General features: G+C 73.7%; 19 protein-coding genes. 10 read left to right on the forward strand and 9 right to left on the reverse strand.

Going from position 1 to position 16376, the window contains the following annotated elements; all coding sequences use genetic code 11:
• Positions 1–560: 560 nt before the first annotated feature.
• The 4 genes from ACZ434_RS21970 to ACZ434_RS21985 all read right to left on the reverse strand — a co-directional run bounded on the left by ACZ434_RS21970 (position 561) and on the right by ACZ434_RS21985 (position 2737).
• Positions 561–989: a hypothetical protein gene (locus tag ACZ434_RS21970; protein ID WP_468458322.1), complete on the reverse strand. Its 429-nt coding sequence runs from the start codon at positions 987–989 to the stop codon at positions 561–563.
• A 28-nt stretch (positions 990–1017) separates the two neighbouring features.
• Positions 1018–1224, reverse strand: coding sequence for a DUF5133 domain-containing protein (locus ACZ434_RS21975; RefSeq protein ID WP_468458324.1), 207 nt, complete (start codon positions 1222–1224; stop codon positions 1018–1020).
• Between the two features lie 32 nt (positions 1225–1256).
• A complete protein-coding gene (locus ACZ434_RS21980; protein ID WP_468458326.1) occupies positions 1257–2120 on the reverse strand; it encodes a SigB/SigF/SigG family RNA polymerase sigma factor in 864 nt (287 codons plus the stop codon).
• 182 nt (positions 2121–2302) lie between these two features.
• A complete protein-coding gene (locus ACZ434_RS21985; RefSeq protein ID WP_468458328.1) occupies positions 2303–2737 on the reverse strand; it encodes an ATP-binding protein in 435 nt (144 codons plus the stop codon).
• A gap of 152 nt (positions 2738–2889) precedes the next feature.
• Between ACZ434_RS21985 and ACZ434_RS21990 the strand changes: the two genes are divergently transcribed.
• The 3 genes from ACZ434_RS21990 (at position 2890) to ACZ434_RS22000 (ending at position 5391) form a co-directional block, all read left to right on the forward strand.
• Entirely contained in the window at positions 2890–3120 is a 231-nt protein-coding gene (locus ACZ434_RS21990; RefSeq protein WP_468458330.1) for a hypothetical protein, read from the forward strand.
• A 69-nt stretch (positions 3121–3189) separates the two neighbouring features.
• Positions 3190–4668 carry an aminotransferase class I/II-fold pyridoxal phosphate-dependent enzyme gene (locus tag ACZ434_RS21995; RefSeq protein WP_468458332.1) on the forward strand — a complete coding sequence of 493 codons (1479 nt, stop codon included), beginning with the start codon at positions 3190–3192 and terminating at the stop codon, positions 4666–4668.
• 264 nt (positions 4669–4932) lie between these two features.
• Positions 4933–5391, forward strand: coding sequence for a cyclic nucleotide-binding domain-containing protein (locus ACZ434_RS22000; RefSeq protein ID WP_468458334.1), 459 nt, complete (start codon positions 4933–4935; stop codon positions 5389–5391).
• A 20-nt stretch (positions 5392–5411) separates the two neighbouring features.
• Here the strand turns inward: ACZ434_RS22000 and ACZ434_RS22005 are convergent, their stop codons facing one another.
• Together ACZ434_RS22005 and ACZ434_RS22010 are read right to left on the reverse strand one after the other, a co-directional pair.
• Positions 5412–6713, reverse strand: a complete 1302-nt coding sequence (locus ACZ434_RS22005; protein WP_468458336.1) for an MFS transporter — start codon at positions 6711–6713, stop codon at positions 5412–5414.
• Between the two features lie 70 nt (positions 6714–6783).
• Positions 6784–7401 carry a LysE/ArgO family amino acid transporter gene (locus ACZ434_RS22010; RefSeq protein ID WP_468458338.1) on the reverse strand — a complete coding sequence of 206 codons (618 nt, stop codon included), beginning with the start codon at positions 7399–7401 and terminating at the stop codon, positions 6784–6786.
• Positions 7402–7471: 70 nt separating this feature from the next.
• Here ACZ434_RS22010 and ACZ434_RS22015 point away from each other — a divergent pair, with 70 nt between their 5' ends.
• The gene (locus ACZ434_RS22015; protein WP_468458693.1) at positions 7472–8371 is read left to right on the forward strand and encodes a LysR family transcriptional regulator ArgP; all 900 of its coding nucleotides are present in this window, start codon (positions 7472–7474) and stop codon (positions 8369–8371) included.
• Here the strand turns inward: ACZ434_RS22015 and ACZ434_RS22020 are convergent.
• Complete coding sequence (locus ACZ434_RS22020) at positions 8362–9072, reverse strand: TetR/AcrR family transcriptional regulator (protein ID WP_468458340.1); 711 nt, start codon at positions 9070–9072, stop codon at positions 8362–8364. The two genes, ACZ434_RS22015 and ACZ434_RS22020, sit on opposite strands and share 10 nt — an antisense overlap.
• A 120-nt stretch (positions 9073–9192) precedes the next feature.
• Here ACZ434_RS22020 and ACZ434_RS22025 point away from each other — a divergent pair, with 120 nt between their 5' ends.
• From ACZ434_RS22025 to ACZ434_RS22035, 3 genes are all read left to right on the forward strand, one after another.
• Positions 9193–10413, forward strand: coding sequence for a saccharopine dehydrogenase family protein (locus ACZ434_RS22025; RefSeq protein WP_468458342.1), 1221 nt, complete (start codon positions 9193–9195; stop codon positions 10411–10413).
• Between the two features lie 109 nt (positions 10414–10522).
• Positions 10523–10780, forward strand: coding sequence for a WhiB family transcriptional regulator (locus ACZ434_RS22030; protein WP_468458344.1), 258 nt, complete (start codon positions 10523–10525; stop codon positions 10778–10780).
• A 43-nt stretch (positions 10781–10823) separates the two neighbouring features.
• Positions 10824–11174: a DUF488 domain-containing protein gene (locus ACZ434_RS22035; protein WP_468458346.1), complete on the forward strand. Its 351-nt coding sequence runs from the start codon at positions 10824–10826 to the stop codon at positions 11172–11174.
• A gap of 23 nt (positions 11175–11197) precedes the next feature.
• Here ACZ434_RS22035 and ACZ434_RS22040 read toward each other — a convergent pair whose 3' ends face one another.
• Complete coding sequence (locus ACZ434_RS22040) at positions 11198–12871, reverse strand: FAD-binding dehydrogenase (protein ID WP_468458348.1); 1674 nt, start codon at positions 12869–12871, stop codon at positions 11198–11200.
• A 17-nt stretch (positions 12872–12888) separates the two neighbouring features.
• Positions 12889–13497 (reverse strand): TetR/AcrR family transcriptional regulator, encoded by a 609-nt coding sequence (locus ACZ434_RS22045; protein ID WP_468458350.1) that lies wholly within the window; start codon positions 13495–13497, stop codon positions 12889–12891.
• A gap of 117 nt (positions 13498–13614) precedes the next feature.
• Between ACZ434_RS22045 and ACZ434_RS22050 the strand changes: the two genes are divergently transcribed.
• The 3 genes from ACZ434_RS22050 (at position 13615) to ACZ434_RS22060 (ending at position 16367) form a co-directional block, all read left to right on the forward strand.
• Positions 13615–14256 carry an alpha-ketoglutarate-dependent dioxygenase AlkB gene (locus ACZ434_RS22050; RefSeq protein WP_468458352.1) on the forward strand — a complete coding sequence of 214 codons (642 nt, stop codon included), beginning with the start codon at positions 13615–13617 and terminating at the stop codon, positions 14254–14256.
• Positions 14257–14325: 69 nt separating this feature from the next.
• Positions 14326–15558, forward strand: coding sequence for an acyltransferase family protein (locus ACZ434_RS22055; protein ID WP_468458354.1), 1233 nt, complete (start codon positions 14326–14328; stop codon positions 15556–15558).
• A 62-nt stretch (positions 15559–15620) separates the two neighbouring features.
• Positions 15621–16367 carry an MBL fold metallo-hydrolase gene (locus ACZ434_RS22060; RefSeq protein ID WP_468458356.1) on the forward strand — a complete coding sequence of 249 codons (747 nt, stop codon included), beginning with the start codon at positions 15621–15623 and terminating at the stop codon, positions 16365–16367.
• Positions 16368–16376: the final 9 nt, after the last annotated feature.

Raw genomic sequence — 16376 nt, forward strand, 5'->3', positions numbered from 1 at the left:
CCGCCCGCACCCGCGAGCCCCGGCCGCCTCCGCCCACCGAACAGACCACGCCCCACACCCCGTCCGGGCGACGACGGAACGGACCGCTGCGATACAGCCCCGCACCGCCCGACGCACACCACCGGTAGACCGGGCCCCGGGCGCCCCGCACCGCGAGCACGCCCCGCCGCCCGCACGCGCTGAGCCCGCGAGGTCCCGCCGCCCCGCCGCCCCGCCGGCCAAAGAGGCAGACCACCCGTCCCACGCGGCCAGGGTGACGACGGACGGGCCTCTGCGATACAGCCCGCACCGTCCGGCGCAGGCCGGCGGTGGGCCCGCCGCTCCGGACGGGGACGGCGGGCATGCCCCGACGCGTGTGCGCACCGCACGCGGGCCACGAGGTTCCGTCGCCTCCGCGTCCACGGGAGTGGAGCCGGCCGTCACATTGGTGCCTGGCCTCAGCACCCGGTCCGGGTGGCGACGGAAGCGTCCCCGCGCGGTACGCGAGCCCGGCGGCGCCGGTACTGGTCCGGCGGGTGCCGGGACCGTGCGGGCGCGCCTCGTTCGTGACGGGGTGCGGGTCAGAAGTCCGTCGGGAGGCCGCTGGCCTCGGCGATGCCTCGTAGTTCCTCGTTCTGCCGGTGGCGGTCCCTGATGAAGTCGGCGATCTCGCCGAGGCGGGACGGGTCGGCGGCGGTGGCCGCGTCGGTGACCACCCGGACCGGTCCGGTCTCGTCGACCTCCAGCTCGACCACCTCGTTGTCCAGGCGGCCGGTGACGGCGGTCGCGATGACCAGTGCGGCCTCGTCGCGGACCTCCTGCGGCAGTTCCTCGTCACCGCTGTCCAGCGCGAGGTCCAGGCCCGACAGGCGGTGTTCGTCGATCGCCTCGAGCACCGGCTCCACCACGCTGAGCAGAAGCCGGTAGTCCTCGGTGTCCATCCGCACACGCAGGAGGTCGAGGTAGACGTCCACGGGCCGGCCTTCCGGGGGAATCTCGGATTCGCTCATCGGCTCCGGGTTCCCCGCCCCCGGCGAGTCATACGGCCGCCGCCAGCCAGCGGTGCGCGGTGGCGAGTGCCTGCCGTACGTCCCTGGTTCCGGTCGACACGCACAGTGTGTACGCCAGGTCACCGAGCCGCGGGTCGCGGCCGGCCGCGGGGCCGTGGGTGACGGTTCCGGTGGCCGCCAGGGCCTCGTACTCGTCGACGAGGCTGCGCAGCACGGCGGGGTGGGGCTTCAGCATGTGTCTCGTTCTCTCGCTTTCCTGTGTTCCGTTCAGGCCGTGGCCGAGTGTCCGCCGGTGCCGCGCGGCGCCCTGCGCTGTTCCATCACGTCGGCGCGCACCCGGGCGCAGCTGCGGCTGATGAGGCGGGAGACGTGCATCTGGGAGATGCCGAGCCGGTCGGCGATACGGCTCTGGGTCATGTCCTCGAAGAAGCGCATGTAGAGGATGGCGCGCTCGCGCTCGGGCAGCCGGCGCAGCCCTTCCTTGGCGGACTCGCGGTCGATCACGACGTCGTACGAGGCGTCCGAGGCGCCGAGGGTGTCGGCGAGGCTGTAGCCGTCGTCGTCGGAGGACAGCTCGGCGTCCAGCGAGAGGGTGCTGAAGCTCTCCAGCGCCTCCATCCCGGCGGCGACCTCCTCCTCGGTCAGCCCGGTGTGCGCGGCGACGGCCGCCGTGGACGGCTCGGGGCTGCCGGGGTTCTGGGTGAGCTCGCGCCGTGCCACCCGCACCTTGTTGCGCAGTTCCTGCACCCGGCGGGGCACCCGCAGCGCCCACATCCGGTCGCGGAAGTGCCGCTTGACCTCGCCGGTGATGGTGGGGACGGCGTAGCTCTCGAAGGCTCCGCGGCTCGGGTCGAACCGGTCGATGGCCTTGACCAGCCCGAGGGCGGCGACCTGGCGCAGGTCCTCGATGGACTCACCGCGGTCGCGGAAGCGGCCGGCGATGCGGTGGGCCATGGGCAGCCAGGCGGTGGCGAGCTCGTCGCGGACCGCGTCCCGTTCGGGGCCGTCCTCCAGTGAGGCCAGCCGGGTGAACAGGGCGGCGGTGTCGGGGGCGTCGTCGTGCCGCCTGCGGGGCGGCGCGGCCGTCGTGTCGGAGGAGCCGGGACGAGGGGCGGACGTGTCAATGAGCATGCGGTTTCGCTCCCGAACGGTGGTTTCTGGGGGGTACCGCGGGAGGGCCGCCGCCGGGACACCCGGAGGGTCCTCAGCGGCCGTGACCTCCCGCTGGCGCGCCTCCGGTCCGAAGCACGAACCTCCGATTGCCCCCGCCCCGGTGGAACAAACTCCGCTTCGCCGCGAAATCCGCGGAGGGCTCAGACCAGGGGCACGACGGCGGTGATGCACTTGCCGCCTGCGGGAAGATCGGACACCCGGATGTCCCGGGAGAGCCGGCACACGATGGGCCAGCCGTGGCCACCGGGACGGCGGCGTCCCCGCCGGTCGGTGCGCGGCACGACGACGGGCAGTTCGTCGCTGCGGTCGCTCACCGACAGCCGTACTCCGGGGCCGCTGACGTCGACCCGGAAGTCGGTGACTCCCCCGCCGTGCAGGATCGCGTTGGTGGTGAGCTCGGAGGCGACGAGCAGGACGTCCGCCAGGGCGTCGGTGTCGCAGGCGGTGCGGGTGGCGCGGCAGCGTTCGGAGACCGCCCGCGCGACGGCCTCGCGCACCTCGGCGGGACGGGCCGGCGCCGTCCGGGGCGCGCCGGGCGGTTCGAGAACGGGTTCGGTCGTGTACTCCTCACTCATACTGCGGCTCCCTGGGGGTCGGTCGCTGACGACCGCCGATGAGAAATGTCTTGGACCTCCCTTTTCAGCTCACCTGTCCCGGTACCGGCAAACCTCCCGGCGGTTTGCCGGGCTCCTGTCATTCGAACGCCGCACGCGGGTACGCGGTGCGTATGACCGATGTGGTGGACTCGGACGAACTGCTGCGGCGCATCCAGCGGGCGAGGGCCTGCGCGGCACAGGAGGAGCGGGCCTGGCGGGCGCGGGGCGAGGAGCTGGGACGGGAGGGCCCCGGCGACCCGTCCGCCGCGCGGGACGCCGAGGTGCGCGGGGTGGCGTACGGGGTGGTCCTGCGGGTGCTGGACGAGATCCTGACGCCGGGCAGGCACGCGGCGCGGGGCTGAACGGCGGCCGGAGCCGAACGGCGGCCGGCGCGGGGATTGGCACCGTCCGGCCCGGGAACCCGGGGGCCCATGACGGTCGATCACAACCGGGCGCCGGTTCTGGAAGCGCTGGAGGACTACCACCGCCGGGGGCGGCTGAGTTTCACCCCGCCGGGCCACAAGCAGGCCCGGGGAGCCGACCCCGCGGTGCGTGAGGTGCTCGGGGACGCGGTGTTCCTGAGCGATGTGCTGGCGACGGGCGGTCTGGACGACCGGCTCACCCGGGGCCGGGTGCTGCAGGGGGCCCAGGAGCTGATGGCGGACGCGGTGCACGCCGATCACACGTTCTTCAGCACCTGCGGGAGCTCCCTGTCGGTCAAGGCGGCCATGCTGTCGGTGGCGGGGCCGCACGAGAAGCTGCTGATCGGGCGGGACGCCCACAAGTCGGTGGTGGCGGGGCTGATCCTGTCCGGGATCGAGCCGGTGTGGGTGGAGCCGCGGTGGGACGCGGAGCGCAAACTCGCCCACCCGCCGTCGGCCGTCGACTTCGACCGGGCCTTCGAGGCGCATCCGGACGCCCGCGGCGCGCTGGTGACCAGCCCGACCCCGTACGGCGCCACCGCGGCGGTGCAGGCGATCGCGGAGGTGTGCCACCGGCGCTCGCGCCCGCTGATCGTGGACGAGGCGTGGGGGGCGCACCTGCCGTTCCACCCCGATCTGCCCTCCTGGGCGATGGACGCGGGCGCCGACATCTGCGTGACCAGCATCCACAAGATGGGCAGCGGGCTGGAGCAGGGATCGGTGTTCCATCTGCGGGGCGAGCTGGTGCCGCCCGCGCTGCTCGGCATGCGGGCCGATCTGCTGGGGACGACCAGTCCGTCGGTGCTGATCTTCGCCGGGCTGGACGGCTGGCGGCGGCAGATGGCCCTGCACGGCAAGGAGCTGATGGGGTCGGCGCTGGAACTCGCCGGCGAGGTGCGGGACGCGGTCGAGCGGATCGACGGGATGCACGTCAACGACCGGGACGACTTCTGCGGCCCGGAGCTGGCGGACGACTTCGACCCGCTGCCCTGCGTCATCGACCTCGACGGTCTCGGCATCACGGGCTTCCAGGCGGCGGACTGGCTGCGCGAGCACCGGAGCATCGACGCGCATCTGGTGGACCACCGCCGGATCGGGGCGCAGATCACCCACGGCGACGACCGGGAGACCACCGGCGAGCTGCTGTCGGCGCTGCGGGAGCTGGGCCGGGCGGCGCCCCACCTGCCCGCGGCGCCGCGGGTCGCCGTGCCGGAACCCGGTGAGCTGCGGATGGAGCAGGCGATGCTGCCGCGGGACGCGTTCTTCGGGCCGGCCGAGGAGGTGCCGGTGGCGCGCGCGGCCGGGCGGATCGCGGCCGAGATGATCACTCCGTATCCGCCCGGGATCCCGGCCGTGCTGCCGGGCGAGCGGTTCACCGCGCCCGTGCTCCGGTATCTGCGCACCGGCCTCGACGCGGGCATGAATCTGCCCGACCCGTCGGATCCGGGTCTGGAGACGGTCCGGGTGGTGGACGAGCGGGCCGGCTGAGCCCGGTGAAGCAGGTCACGCGCCCCGATTAACGGATCGTCGGCCAGATGGTTTATCGTTCATCCATACGTGGTGACGGAGTCGACGTCCTGTCCTCCGGACGCCACCGCTCACGGCCCTGGCTGGCTTCCCCCGTCCAGCCAGGGCTTTTTCATACCCGGAAGGCATTCCGGCGGACCGCCGAGGTGCCCCGGACGGCGGCAGCGGCTGAAATGTACAGAGGGAAGACACCCGAACCGATTGCCCGGCGAGGAGCCCCGCGCCATGACCAAAGCGATCAAACTCCTGACGGCCCTCCCCCCTCCGCAGCGCGGCCGGCTGATGGCTCTGGCGCGGGAGGTGTCCTTCCCGGAGGACACCCGGATCTTCGAGTCGGGCGGCACCGCCGACCGCTTCTGGGTGATCCGCTCCGGCGCCGTCTCGCTGGACCAGCCGGTCAACGAACTGCACCGGGTGACGGTCGCCGGCCTCGGCGCGGGTGATCTGCTCGGCTGGTCCTGGCTGTTCCCGCCCCACGAGTGGGACTTCGGTGCCGTCGCCTTCAGCCCGGTGCGCGCCTACGAGTTCGACGCGGCGGCCGTGCTCCGGCTGTGCGAGGAGGACCCGGAGCTCGGGCTGCTGCTGGTGCGCAAGGTCGCCGAGGTCCTCGCCCACCGGCTGGAGACGACGCGCGGCAAGCTGATGGAGCAGTACGCGATGCACCGGCGCGGCGGGGCCCTGTAGCCCTCACGCCCCGGGGGCCCTCACACCCGGTAGCGGCGCAGCGCCGGCATCGCGGCGGCGAGCGCCAGCATCACCACGACGACCAGGATCCCGCCGCCCGCCACGGCCGTACGGGGTCCGTAGGCGGAACCCGCGGTGCCGTGCAGCACGTCGGCCAGCCGGGGCCCGCCGGCCACGACGACGGTGAAGACGCCCTGCATCCGGCCGCGCATCTCGTCGGTCGCGGCGGACAGCAGGATCGCCCCGCGGAAGACCATCGAGACCATGTCGGCGATCCCGGCGAGGGCGAGGAAGGCCACCGCGAGCCACAGGCTGCCGCTGAGCCCGAACCCGGTGATGGCCACCCCCCAGACGACCACCGAGCCGATGACCATCCAGCCGTGCCGGCGGGCGCGCGAGAAGGTGCCGGAGAAGAGGCCGCCCGCCACCGCGCCGAGGGGGATCGCGGCGAACAGCAGGCCCAGAGCGAGCCCCTCCCCGTGGGGGCCGGCGAAGGTCTCGGCGGCGAGCTGCGGGAACAGGGCGCGGGGCATGCCGAGGACCATGGCGACGATGTCGGCGAGGAACGACAGCAGCAGCACGGCGTGCCCGGAGATGTAGCGGAACCCCTCCAGGATCCCGCGCAGTCCCGCGCTCCCGGCCTTCACCCGCGTCAGCGGCGGCAGGGCGGGCAGCCGGTACACCGCCCACACCGTGACGCACAGCGCCACCGCGTCGATCAGGTACAGCTCCGCCAGGCCGATCACGGGGATCAGCGCCCCGGCGAGCAGCGGGCCGGCGATCTGGCCGGTCTGCATCACCGTGGAGCCGAGGGCGTTGGCGGCGGGCAGTTCGTCCGCGGGGACCAGCCGGGCGATGGAGGCGCTGCGGGCGGGCGCGTTCAGTCCCCAGAACGCCTGTTGCAGGGCGAGCAGGAGCATCAGCACGGCGACCGAGTCCAGGCCGGTGACGGCCTGCGCCCAGAACAGCAGGGAGGTGACGGCGATTCCGGTGTTGGTGAGCAGCAGCAGTCTGCGGCGGTCCATGCTGTCGGCGATCGCCCCGCCCCACAGCGCGAAGACGATCAGCGGGAGCAGTCCGGCGAGGCTCGCCGCGCCGACCCAGGCGGAGGAGCCGGTGATGTCGTAGATCTGCTTGGGCACGGCGACGGCGGTGAGCTGGCTGCCGACCGCCGTGACGATGGTGGACGACCACAGCCGGCGGTAGGCCGGGCGGCGCAGCGGGCGGGTGTCCATCGCCCAGCGGCGCCACCCCCGCGGCCCGGGCGGTGCGGGATCCGGGTCCTTCGCCTGCGGTTCGGCGCTGCTCTCGCTGGTGTCCACGACCGTCCTGCTTGGTGGTTACATCTACTGGCCGGGTTCACTATGGCAGGCACCGGCGGCCGCCCTGTTCTCAGGCTCCCGCGATGAGCGTCAGCCCGAGGACGATCATGGTGGCGGCGACCAGGGCGTCCAGCACGCGCCAGGCCGCGGGGCGGGCCAGGAAGCGGCTGAGCAGGCGGGCGCCGAAGCCGAGCGCGGCGAACCAGCAGAGGCTGGCCAGCACGGCGCCGAGGCCGAAGGTCCAGCGCAGCGGGCCGTGGTCGGCGGCGACCGAACCCAGCAGGAACACGGTGTCGAGGTAGACGTGCGGGTTGAGCCAGGTCATGGCGAGGCAGGTGAGCACGGCCCGGCGGCGCGAGCCCGCCGCCTCCCCCTCGGTCCGCAGCCCCTCGGCGGCCGGCCGGACCACCCGCCGGGCGGCCAGGGCGCCGTAGCCGAGCAGGAACGCGCCGCCGATCCAGCCGACCGCCGTCAGCGCGCCGGGCCATGCCACGACCACCGCGCCGACCCCGCCGACGCCCAGGGCGATGAGGGCCGCGTCGGACAGGGCGCAGATGCCGACGACGGCGAGCACGGCGTCGCGCCGGACGCCCTGGCGCAGCACGAAGGCGTTCTGGGCACCGATGGCGACGATGAGGGAGAGTCCGGTGCCGAATCCGGCGGCGGCGGTGGTCAGGGCGCTGGTCATGCCGAGGACGCTACGCGCGGTGACCTCGTACAGTACAGCTAAGGATTCTTACGTACCCTTAGCAGTCGTGATGATGAGCGATCTTCCGCTGGACCAGGTGCGGACCCTGCTCGCGGTGGTGGACGAGGGGACGTTCGACGCGGCGGCCGCCGCGCTGCACGTGACGCCCTCGGCGGTGAGCCAGCGGGTGAAGGCGCTGGAGCAGCGCACGGGCCGGGTGTTGCTGCTGCGGACCAAGCCGGTGCGGCCGACCGAGTCGGGCGAGGTACTGGTGCGCCTGGCCCGCCAGGTGGCCCGGCTGGAGCGGGACGCGTACGCGGAGCTGGGGCTGAGCGGGGCCGGGGAGCCGACGCGGGTCTCGGTGGCGGTGAACGCGGACTCACTGGCGACCTGGTTCCTCGGCGCCCTCACCCGGCTGCCGCCGGAGGCGGGCCTCTGTTTCGAACTGCGCCGGGAGGACGAGTCCCATACGGCGGCCCTGCTGCGGGAGGGGGCGGTGATGGCCGCGGTGACCTCGTCGCCCGACCCGGTGCCGGGCTGCTCCGTCCGGCACCTGGGCCGGATGCGTTATCTCCCCGTGGCCCGCCCGGAGTTCGCCGCAGAGCACCTCACGGGGCCGCTGCGGGAGGTGCTGCCCGGTGCGCCGGTGGTGGTGTTCGACCGGCGGGACGACTTCCAGGACGGTTTCGTGCGCCGGCTCACCCGCGGACGCACCGAGGCGGGCGTACGGCGCCACTACGTACCGACCTCGGAGGGCTTCGTCCAGGCGGTCGCCGCCGGTCTGGGCTGGGGCATGGTGCCCCAGGCGCAGGCCGATCCCCTGCTCCGCTCCGGCCGCCTCACGGTCTTCGCCCCGGGCCACGAGGTCGACGCGCCGCTGTACTGGCAGCAGTGGAAGCTGGACTCCCCCGCCCTGGCGGCGGTCACCGGCGCCGTCACGGAGGCGGCGGCGGAGGCGCTCTACCGCTGAGGCGGGGCCGCGAGGCCGCTCGCGGCCCCGGCCAGGAGCATGTCCAGGGCCGTCGGATAGGCGCTGGTGATCATCCGGGTGGCCAGGAGCGGGGCGGCCTCCGCGATGCGGGGGTGGGTGGCGGCGGGGAGCCGGGCGTAGGTCGAGCTCCACCTGTCCTCGTCGGCGCGCCGCGCGGCGCCGGGCAGCGCCAGGGACGCGGCGTCGAGGGCGGCGAAGGCCAGCGTGGTGTCGATGAAGGCGTGGTAGACGCGCACCGTCTCCGGCAGCGGGAAGCCCGCGGTGCGCAGTACGTCCAGCACCGCCTCGTCCGCCGCGAGTTCGTTCGCCCGGCCGGAGACCCGGCTCGCCGTGAGCACCGCCGCCTGCGGGTGCGCCAGACAGGCCGCGTGGATGCGCAGCCCGACGGCCCGCAGGTCCTCCCGCCACTGCCCGGTCGGGTGCCAGCCGCGCAGTGCCTGGCCGATCAGCGCGTCGCCGATGGCGAGGGTCAGCTCGTCCATGCCCCGGAAGTAGCGGTAGAGGGTGCTGGGGTCGCAGTCCAGGGCGAGGCCCAGCCGGCGGGCGGTCAGTCCGGCGCTGCCGTGCTCGCGCAGCAGCCGCAGCGCCGTCTCGACGATCAGCGTCCCGGACAGCACCCGGCCGCTCTTCGTGGGCCTGCGGCGGCGCCGCCGCTCCTCGGGGACCACGCGTTTGGGCATCGCCGTTCCTCCCGCGGTCTTATGCCAACGCCATTGACCTTATGTCGCCGCGAGGCGTTGTATCCCCCCGGGGCCCGCGGTGAGTCCGGGATCCATGAGGATGAAAGGGAGTGTTCCGTCATGCGTGTACTGCTCGTGGGAGCGGGCGGGGTGGGGACCGCCATCACCCGGATCGCGGCCCGGCGGCCGTTCTTCGACCGCATGGTCGTGGCCGATCACGACCCGGCCCGGGCCCGGGCGGCCGTCGCCGCGCTCGGCGGGGACGGCGCGCGGTTCCACGCCGAGCGTGTGGACGCCGGTGACGAGGCGCGGGTGACGGCGCTGCTCGAACGGCACGGCTGCGACGTCCTGCTCAACGCCACCGATCCGCGGTTCGTGATGCCGCTGTTCCGCGCCGCGCGGGAGGCCGGCGCCACCTATGTCGACATGGCGATGTCCCTGTCCCGGCCGCACGCCGAACGGCCGTACGAGGAGTGCGGGGTGAAGCTCGGCGACGAGCAGTTCGCCGAGGCCGGGGCATGGGCGGAGGCCGGTGCGCTGGCCCTGGTCGGCATGGGCGTGGAGCCCGGTCTGTCGGACGTGTTCGCCCGGTACGCCGCCGACGAACTCTTCGACGTGATCGAGGAGATCGGCGTCCGCGACGGCGCGAACCTCACGGTGGACGGCTACGACTTCGCGCCGTCCTTCAACATCTGGACCACCATCGAGGAATGTCTCAACCCGCCGGTCGTCTACGAGAGGGACCGCGGCTGGTTCACCACCGAACCCTTCAGCGAGCCGGAGGTGTTCGACTTCCCCGAGGGCATCGGCCCGGTGGAGTGCGTCAACGTCGAGCACGAGGAGGTGCTCCTGGTCCCGCGCCGGGTCGACGCGCGCCGGGTCACCTTCAAGTACGGGCTGGGCCGCGAGTTCGTCGACACCCTCAGGACGCTCCACCGGCTGGGCCTGGACCGTACCGAGCCGGTGACCGTGCCCGGTCCCGACGGGCCGGTGCGGGTCTCCCCCCGCGACGTCGTCGCCGCCTGTCTGCCCGACCCGGCGACGCTGGGCGAGCGGATGCACGGCAGGACCTGCGCCGGTACGTGGGTGCGGGGCGTGAAGGACGGGGCGCCGCGCGAGGTGTACCTCTACCACGTGGTCGACAACCAGTGGTCCATGGCCGAGTACGGCTGCCAGGCCGTGGTGTGGCAGACCGCCGTCAACCCCGTCGTCGCCCTCGAACTGCTCGCCACCGGCGCCTGGACGGGGACGGGTGTCCTCGGCCCCGAGGCGTTCCCCGCGGGCCCGTTCCTGGAGTTGCTGACGGCCTACGGCTCGCCGTGGGGGCTGCGCGAACAGTGAGCGCGCCCACGCCCGTCCCGCTGTTTCACCGCGTATCGACAGGTGACCCGAAAAGGAGTAAGGCATCCGAAAAGGGTGTGTACCCGACTCCGATCGCAGGTGACTCTCGATGGACAACTGGCGAAGCAGCGCGGCCTGCAGGACCGAGGATCCCGACCTCTTCTTCCCGATCGGCACCTCCGGACCCGCCCTCATGCAGACGGAACAGGCCAAGGCGGTGTGCCGCCGCTGCCCCGTCCGGGAGCAGTGCCTGGAGTGGGCGCTGGAGACGGGGCAGTCCATCGGGGTGTGGGGCGGCACGAGCGAAACGGAACGGCGTGCGCTGAAGCGGCGCATCGCCGCGCGCCGTTCGTCCGGTCGTCGGTAGGAGCCGCAGTAGGCTCGCGGGACGGCGGTGGAAGGGGCAGACCATGAGCGTGCGGGTGCGCCGTGTCCATGAGGCGCCCGGGCCGGACGACGGTGTGCGGGTGCTGGTCGACCGGCTGTGGCCGCGCGGTCTGACGAAGGACGCGGCACGGGTGGACGAGTGGCCCAAGGGGCTGACGCCATCGACGGAGCTGCGCCGCTGGTACCACGCGGACGGCGGCACCTACGAGGAGTTCCGCGAGCGGTACGAGGCGGAACTGGCCGCTCCGGAGGCGGCCGAACTCCTCGGCCACGTACGGGAACTGGCCCGGAAGGGCCCGGTGACCCTGCTGACCGCGTCCAGGGACACCGGGCACAGCCACGCCGCGGTGCTGGCCCGCCTCCTCGAGGACTGAGGGGCGGGCCGCACCGCCGCGGTCTAAGCCGTCTGCTCGGCCGCCGCGCGGCCCGCCGCGCGGCCCGAGAAGAGGCAGCCGCCGAGGAAGGTGCCCTCCAGGGCGTTGTAGCCGTGGACGCCTCCGCCGCCGAAGCCCGCCACCTCGCCCGCCGCGTACAGCCCGTCGAGCGGCCGTCCGTCGCTGCCGAGCGCGCGGGAGTCCAGGTCGGTCTGTATGCCGCCGAGGGTCTTGCGGGTGAGGATGTGCAGCTTGACCCCGATCAGCGGGCCGGCCGCCGGGTCGAGGATGCGGTGCGGGGTGGCCACCCGGCCGAGGCGGTCGCCGATGTAGCGGCGGGCGTTGCGGATGCCCTGCACCTGCGCGTCCTTGCTGTACGGGTTGGCCAGTTGCAGATCGCGGGCCTCGATCTGGCGCCGTACGGCGGCGGCGTCGAGCAGGGGCTCGTCGGTGAGGGCGTTCATCTTCTCGACGAGCTGTTCGACGGTGGGCGCGGTCACGAAGTCCGCGCCCTTGCGCAGGAACGCGTCGACCGGCCCGGGGGCACCCTTGCCCAGCACGCGTTCGCGCAGGAAGCCGGCCCGGTCCTTGGCGGTGATGTCGGGGTTCTGCTCGGAGCCCGACAGGGCGAACTCCTTCTCGATGATCCGCTGGGTGAGGATGAACCAGGAGTGGTCGTGTCCGGCGATGTCCTCGGTGGTGCGCAGGTGCTTCAGCGTGCCGAGGGTGTCGTAGCCGGGCAGGCAGGGTTCGGGCAGCCGGCGGCCGAGGGCGTCGAACCACATCGAGGACGGTCCGGGCAGGATGCGGATGCCGTGTCCGGGCCAGATCGGGTCCCAGTTCCCGATCCCCTCGGTGTAGTGCCACATGCGGTCCCGGTTGACCAGCCGGGCCCCCGCGCGGGCGCTGATGTCCAGCATCCGCCCGTCGACGTAGGCCGGGACGCCGGTGACCATCTCGCGGGGCGGGGCGCCCAGCCGCTTCGGCCAGTACCGGCGGACGATGTCGTGGTCGGCGCCGATGCCGCCGCTGGTGACGATCACGGCCTGGGCGGTGAGTTCGAACTCGCCGATCGTCTCGCGGCCGGAGGCGACCCCGCGCGGTGAGTCGTCCCGCGCCAGTACGGTGCCGCGCACCCCCCGCGCGGCGCCGTCCCCGACGACGAGTTCGTCGACCCGGTGGCGGTGGTGGAAGGTGAGCAGCCCGTCACGTGCGGCCTGCCGGGCGTAGCGGACGAAGGGTTCGACGACGCCGGTTCCGGTGCCCCAGGCGATGTGGAAGCGGGGCACGGTGTTGCCGTGGCCGTCCGCGCGGAGGTCGCCGCGCTCGGCCCAGCCGACGGTGGGCAGGAAGGTGATGCCGTGGCCGCCGAGCCAGGACCGCTTCTCCCCCGCCGCCCACTCGACGTAGGCCCTCGCCCAGCGCACCGCCCAGCTGTCCTCGTCGTCGAGGCGGTCGAAGCCCGCGCTGCCCCTCCAGTCGTTCCAGGCCAGGTCGAAGGAGTCCTTGATGCCCAGGCGCCGCTGCTCCGGTGAGCCCACCAGGAACAGTCCGCCGAAGGACCAGAAGGCCTGGCCGCCGAGGTTGGCGGCGTTCTCCTGGTCGACCAGGGCGACCCTGCGGCCCTGGCTGGTCAGCTCGTGGGCCGCGACGAGGCCCGCGAGTCCCGCTCCGACGACGATGACGTCGGCATCCATGGCGACCGTCCCTTCCTTCATCCGGTGAGCAGCGCGGTCAGCAGTTGTTTCAGCCAGGTCCGGGCGCGCGCGACGTCCCGGTCCAGGAGCAGTTGGGTGGTGACACCGTCGTAGGCGGCGACCACGGCGTGTGCCGCGCCGTCGGCGTCGCCGAGCACGGCCGGCAGCTCGGTGTGGCCGCGGGCCCTGGCCAGCCGGTCGGCGATGGCCCGCCGCAGCCGGGCACGGTGCTCCAGCAGGGAGCGCGCCACCCGCGGGTCCCGGGCGGCGTGCACCAGGAAGTCGGTCTTGACCAGCAGCCAGTCTCGGTCGAGGAGCAGGACGTCGGTGACACGGTCCACGGCGGCGGGCACGTCGAGATCGGGGCCGTCCAGCGCGAGGGCCCCGGAGACCTGCTCGGCGATCAGCTCGGCGCGCTCCGCGTACAGGGCGAAGAAGAGCTCGTCCAGGCCGGCGAAGTTGGAGTAGAAGGCGCCCCGGGTGTAGCCGGCCGCCTCGCAGATCTCCTCGATCGAGACGTGCCCGAAGCCCTTGGCGGCGAACACGGTGAACGCGGCGTCCAGGAGGTTGGCGCGCGTGCGCAGACGGCGCCTGGTGACGCGCCCCGCCGTACCGTCCACCGCCATGTCGTCCCTCCCGTTCGATACGGGAACGTATCCGATACACCGGTGTATCGAACAGACCCCGAGCCCCCACCGCTTCTTCTAGAACGTATTTTCGATTCGGGGGGTTACGCTGGACCCATGACCACGCACCACCACCCCCCGGCGCTCCAGGGGTCCCTGTTCGACCAGACCGACGAGCTGCGGCTGGGCCCGCTCGACGGGGTGCGCCGCACCGAGCTGGGCCGGGGCGCCTGGATCGACGTCCTGCCGGGCTGGCTCGCCGGGTCCGACGCGCTCTTCGAGCGGCTCGCCGCCGAGGTCCCCTGGCGGGCGGAGCGGCGGCAGATGTACGACCAGGTCGTGGACGTGCCCCGGCTGCTGTCGTACTACCGCGCGGGCGCCCCGCTGCCGCACCCGGTGCTGACCGAGGCGCGCGAGGCGCTCAGCGCGCACTACGCCGGCGAGCTGGGCGAGCCCTTCGTCACGGCCGGGCTGTGCTACTACCGCGACGGGCGGGACAGCGTCGCCTGGCACGGCGACCGGATCGGCCGGGGCGCGCGCGAGGACACCATGGTCGCCATCCTCTCCGTGGGCGCGCCGCGCGATCTGCTGCTGCGTCCCCTCGGCGGCGGCGAGACCGTCCGCCGTCCCCTCGGGCACGGCGACCTCGTCGTGATGGGCGGGTCCTGCCAGCGCACCTGGGAACACGCCGTCCCCAAGAGCGGCCGCGCCGCCGGACCGCGCATCAGCGTCCAGTTCCGCCCGCGCGGCGTGAACTGACCGGCCGGAAGGCTGTCCTCCCCGCGTCCGCTCCCCCACACTGGTCCGCACCCGGGCGGGGAGGCGCCGATGGGCACGGACACGGGGCGAGCGGCGGGGGACGCCCGGCGCGGCGAACTCGATGCGCTGCGCGCCCTGGTCGTCCTCGGTCTGGTCCTCTTCCACACCGCCCTGGTCTTCTCCCCCGACGACGACTTCTACGTCAAGAACGCGACGACGACGGACGCCGTCACCGTCCTGGCCGGATTCGGCGTGGTGTGGGCCATGCCGATGCTGTTCCTGGTCGCCGGTCTCGGCGCACGCCACTCGGTCCGCCGCAGGGGGCCGGGCGGGTTCGCCCGGGAGCGCCTGCTGCGCCTGGGCGTTCCGCTGGTCTTCGGGACGGTGGTGCTGTGCCCCCTCCCCCAGTGGCTGCGGCTGCGCGCCGCCGACCCCGGGTACGACGAGCCGTACGGCAGGTTCTGGGCCCGCTTCCTGACCGTACGTCCGGACCTCGCGGACTTCCCCTTCGTCCTGGAGGGGGACCACTTCGAGACCGGGCATCTGTGGTTCCTCGTCCTGCTGCTGACCTTCAGTCTGCTGCTCGCGCCGGTGGCCGCCCGGCCGGCGGCCGGGGCCGGGCGGGCGGTCGCGGCTCTGCCGCGCAGGCCCGCGCTGCTCCTGCTGCCCGCGCTGCCGCCGGCCGCCGTCAACGCGCTGCTCGGCATGGAGGAGGGCTTCGCGGGCTGGAACCGCTGGGCCTATCTGCTCTTCTTCGTCTGCGGTTTCGCGCTCGCGGGCGACGAGCGGGTCCGGGAGGCGACCCGCCGTGCCGCGGTCCCCGTGGGCGTACTCGGTGTGGTGCTGTTCGCCGGAGCCGCGCCCGGCTTCGTCGCGGGGGACGACCCGTTCACCGCGCGGACGCCGTTCGCCCTGGCGACCCGGGCGCTGTTCGGGGCGGCCGGCTGGTGCTGGGTGGTCGCGATCACGGGCCTGCTGGACCGGCCCGGGCGTGCGCACGTGCGCTCCGGCGGGGGCGGCCGGTCCCAGCCCCTGCGCTACCTGTCGCCGGCCGTCCTGCCGTTGTACGTGCTGCACCAGCCGGTCGTGGTCGCCGTCGCCTACGGCGTGGTCGGCTGGTCCGCGCCGATGGCCGTGAAGTACGCGGTGATCGTGGCCGCTTCGCTGACGGTGGTCCTGCTGCTGTACGAACTCGGCGTGCGCAGGACGGCGGTGACCCGGCTGCTGTTCGGGATGCGCCCACGCGATCCGTCCGGGCCGGCGCCCGCGCGGCCGGACCCGCCGCCCGCCTCCGCGGCGTGATCTGCTTTCCTTGTCCCGCGTCGGAGAGAGCCGGAGCAGGACGACTGGGACGTGGGACGGTCATGCGGGCAACGGTGCGGCAGGTAGCGGACGGCACCCATCTGGTGCACGGCACGAACACCAACTGGGTGATCCTCACCGAGGGGGACGCCGTCACACTGATCGACACCGGCTATCCCGGCGACCGCGAGGGGCTGCTCGCCTCCCTGGCGGAGGTGGGGAGTTCGCCCGAGGCGGTGACGGCCGTACTGATCACCCACGCCCACAACGACCACCTGGGCTCCGCCGAGTACCTGAGCGCCGCGTACGGCACTCCGGTCCTCACACACAAGGCCGAAGTCCCGCACGCGCGACGGGACTTCCTGCACCAGGTCAGCGTCGGGCAGGTGCTGCGCCACGGCTGGCGGCCGGGCGTGCTGCCCTGGGCGGCGCACGCCCTGCGCAGCGGCGGCACGGCGGACGTGGCGGTCACCGCGCCCGAGCCGTTCCCGGGGGCGGGACCGCTCGATCTGCCCGGCCGGCCGGTGCCCGTGCACACGCCGGGCCACACCGCCGGGCACTGCGCCTTCCACCTTCCGCACCTCGGGGTGGTGGTGTCGGGCGACGCCCTGGTGAGCGGTCACCCCACCTCGCGGACCGCGGGGCCGCAGATGCTGACCGACATGTTCCACCACGAGCGCGCCACGGCCGTGGCCTCGCTGGACGTCCTGGCCGGCCTGGAGGGCGACCTGCTGCTGCCCGGGCACGGCCCGCTGCACGAGGGGCCCGTACGGGACGCCGCCCTGCTGGCGCGGGAGCACGCCCCATAGGGTGAGGTG

It is taken from the genome of Streptomyces sp. NPDC030893 (assembly GCF_055571535.1).

Bases quoted from the DNA above. Each gene is read 5' to 3' on its own strand.
- ACZ434_RS21975 (WP_468458324.1), bottom strand. From the start codon at position 1,224: ATGCTGAAGCCCCACCCCGCCGTGCTGCGCAGCCTCGTCGACGAGTAC.
- ACZ434_RS21985 (WP_468458328.1), bottom strand. From the start codon at position 2,737: ATGAGTGAGGAGTACACGACCGAACCCGTTCTCGAACCGCCCGGCGCG.
- ACZ434_RS22060 (WP_468458356.1), top strand. From the start codon at position 15,621: ATGCGGGCAACGGTGCGGCAGGTAGCGGACGGCACCCATCTGGTGCAC.
- ACZ434_RS21995 (WP_468458332.1), top strand. From the start codon at position 3,190: ATGACGGTCGATCACAACCGGGCGCCGGTTCTGGAAGCGCTGGAGGAC.
- ACZ434_RS22020 (WP_468458340.1), bottom strand. From the start codon at position 9,072: ATGCCCAAACGCGTGGTCCCCGAGGAGCGGCGGCGCCGCCGCAGGCCC.
- ACZ434_RS21980 (WP_468458326.1), bottom strand. From the start codon at position 2,120: ATGCTCATTGACACGTCCGCCCCTCGTCCCGGCTCCTCCGACACGACG.
- ACZ434_RS22000 (WP_468458334.1), top strand. From the start codon at position 4,933: ATGACCAAAGCGATCAAACTCCTGACGGCCCTCCCCCCTCCGCAGCGC.
- ACZ434_RS22035 (WP_468458346.1), top strand. From the start codon at position 10,824: ATGAGCGTGCGGGTGCGCCGTGTCCATGAGGCGCCCGGGCCGGACGAC.
- ACZ434_RS21990 (WP_468458330.1), top strand. From the start codon at position 2,890: ATGACCGATGTGGTGGACTCGGACGAACTGCTGCGGCGCATCCAGCGG.
- ACZ434_RS22055 (WP_468458354.1), top strand. From the start codon at position 14,326: ATGGGCACGGACACGGGGCGAGCGGCGGGGGACGCCCGGCGCGGCGAA.
- ACZ434_RS22015 (WP_468458693.1), top strand. From the start codon at position 7,472: ATGATGAGCGATCTTCCGCTGGACCAGGTGCGGACCCTGCTCGCGGTG.
- ACZ434_RS22010 (WP_468458338.1), bottom strand. From the start codon at position 7,401: ATGACCAGCGCCCTGACCACCGCCGCCGCCGGATTCGGCACCGGACTC.
- ACZ434_RS22025 (WP_468458342.1), top strand. From the start codon at position 9,193: ATGCGTGTACTGCTCGTGGGAGCGGGCGGGGTGGGGACCGCCATCACC.
- ACZ434_RS22040 (WP_468458348.1), bottom strand. From the start codon at position 12,871: ATGGATGCCGACGTCATCGTCGTCGGAGCGGGACTCGCGGGCCTCGTC.
- ACZ434_RS22045 (WP_468458350.1), bottom strand. From the start codon at position 13,497: ATGGCGGTGGACGGTACGGCGGGGCGCGTCACCAGGCGCCGTCTGCGC.
- ACZ434_RS22030 (WP_468458344.1), top strand. From the start codon at position 10,523: ATGGACAACTGGCGAAGCAGCGCGGCCTGCAGGACCGAGGATCCCGAC.
- ACZ434_RS22050 (WP_468458352.1), top strand. From the start codon at position 13,615: ATGACCACGCACCACCACCCCCCGGCGCTCCAGGGGTCCCTGTTCGAC.
- ACZ434_RS21970 (WP_468458322.1), bottom strand. From the start codon at position 989: ATGAGCGAATCCGAGATTCCCCCGGAAGGCCGGCCCGTGGACGTCTAC.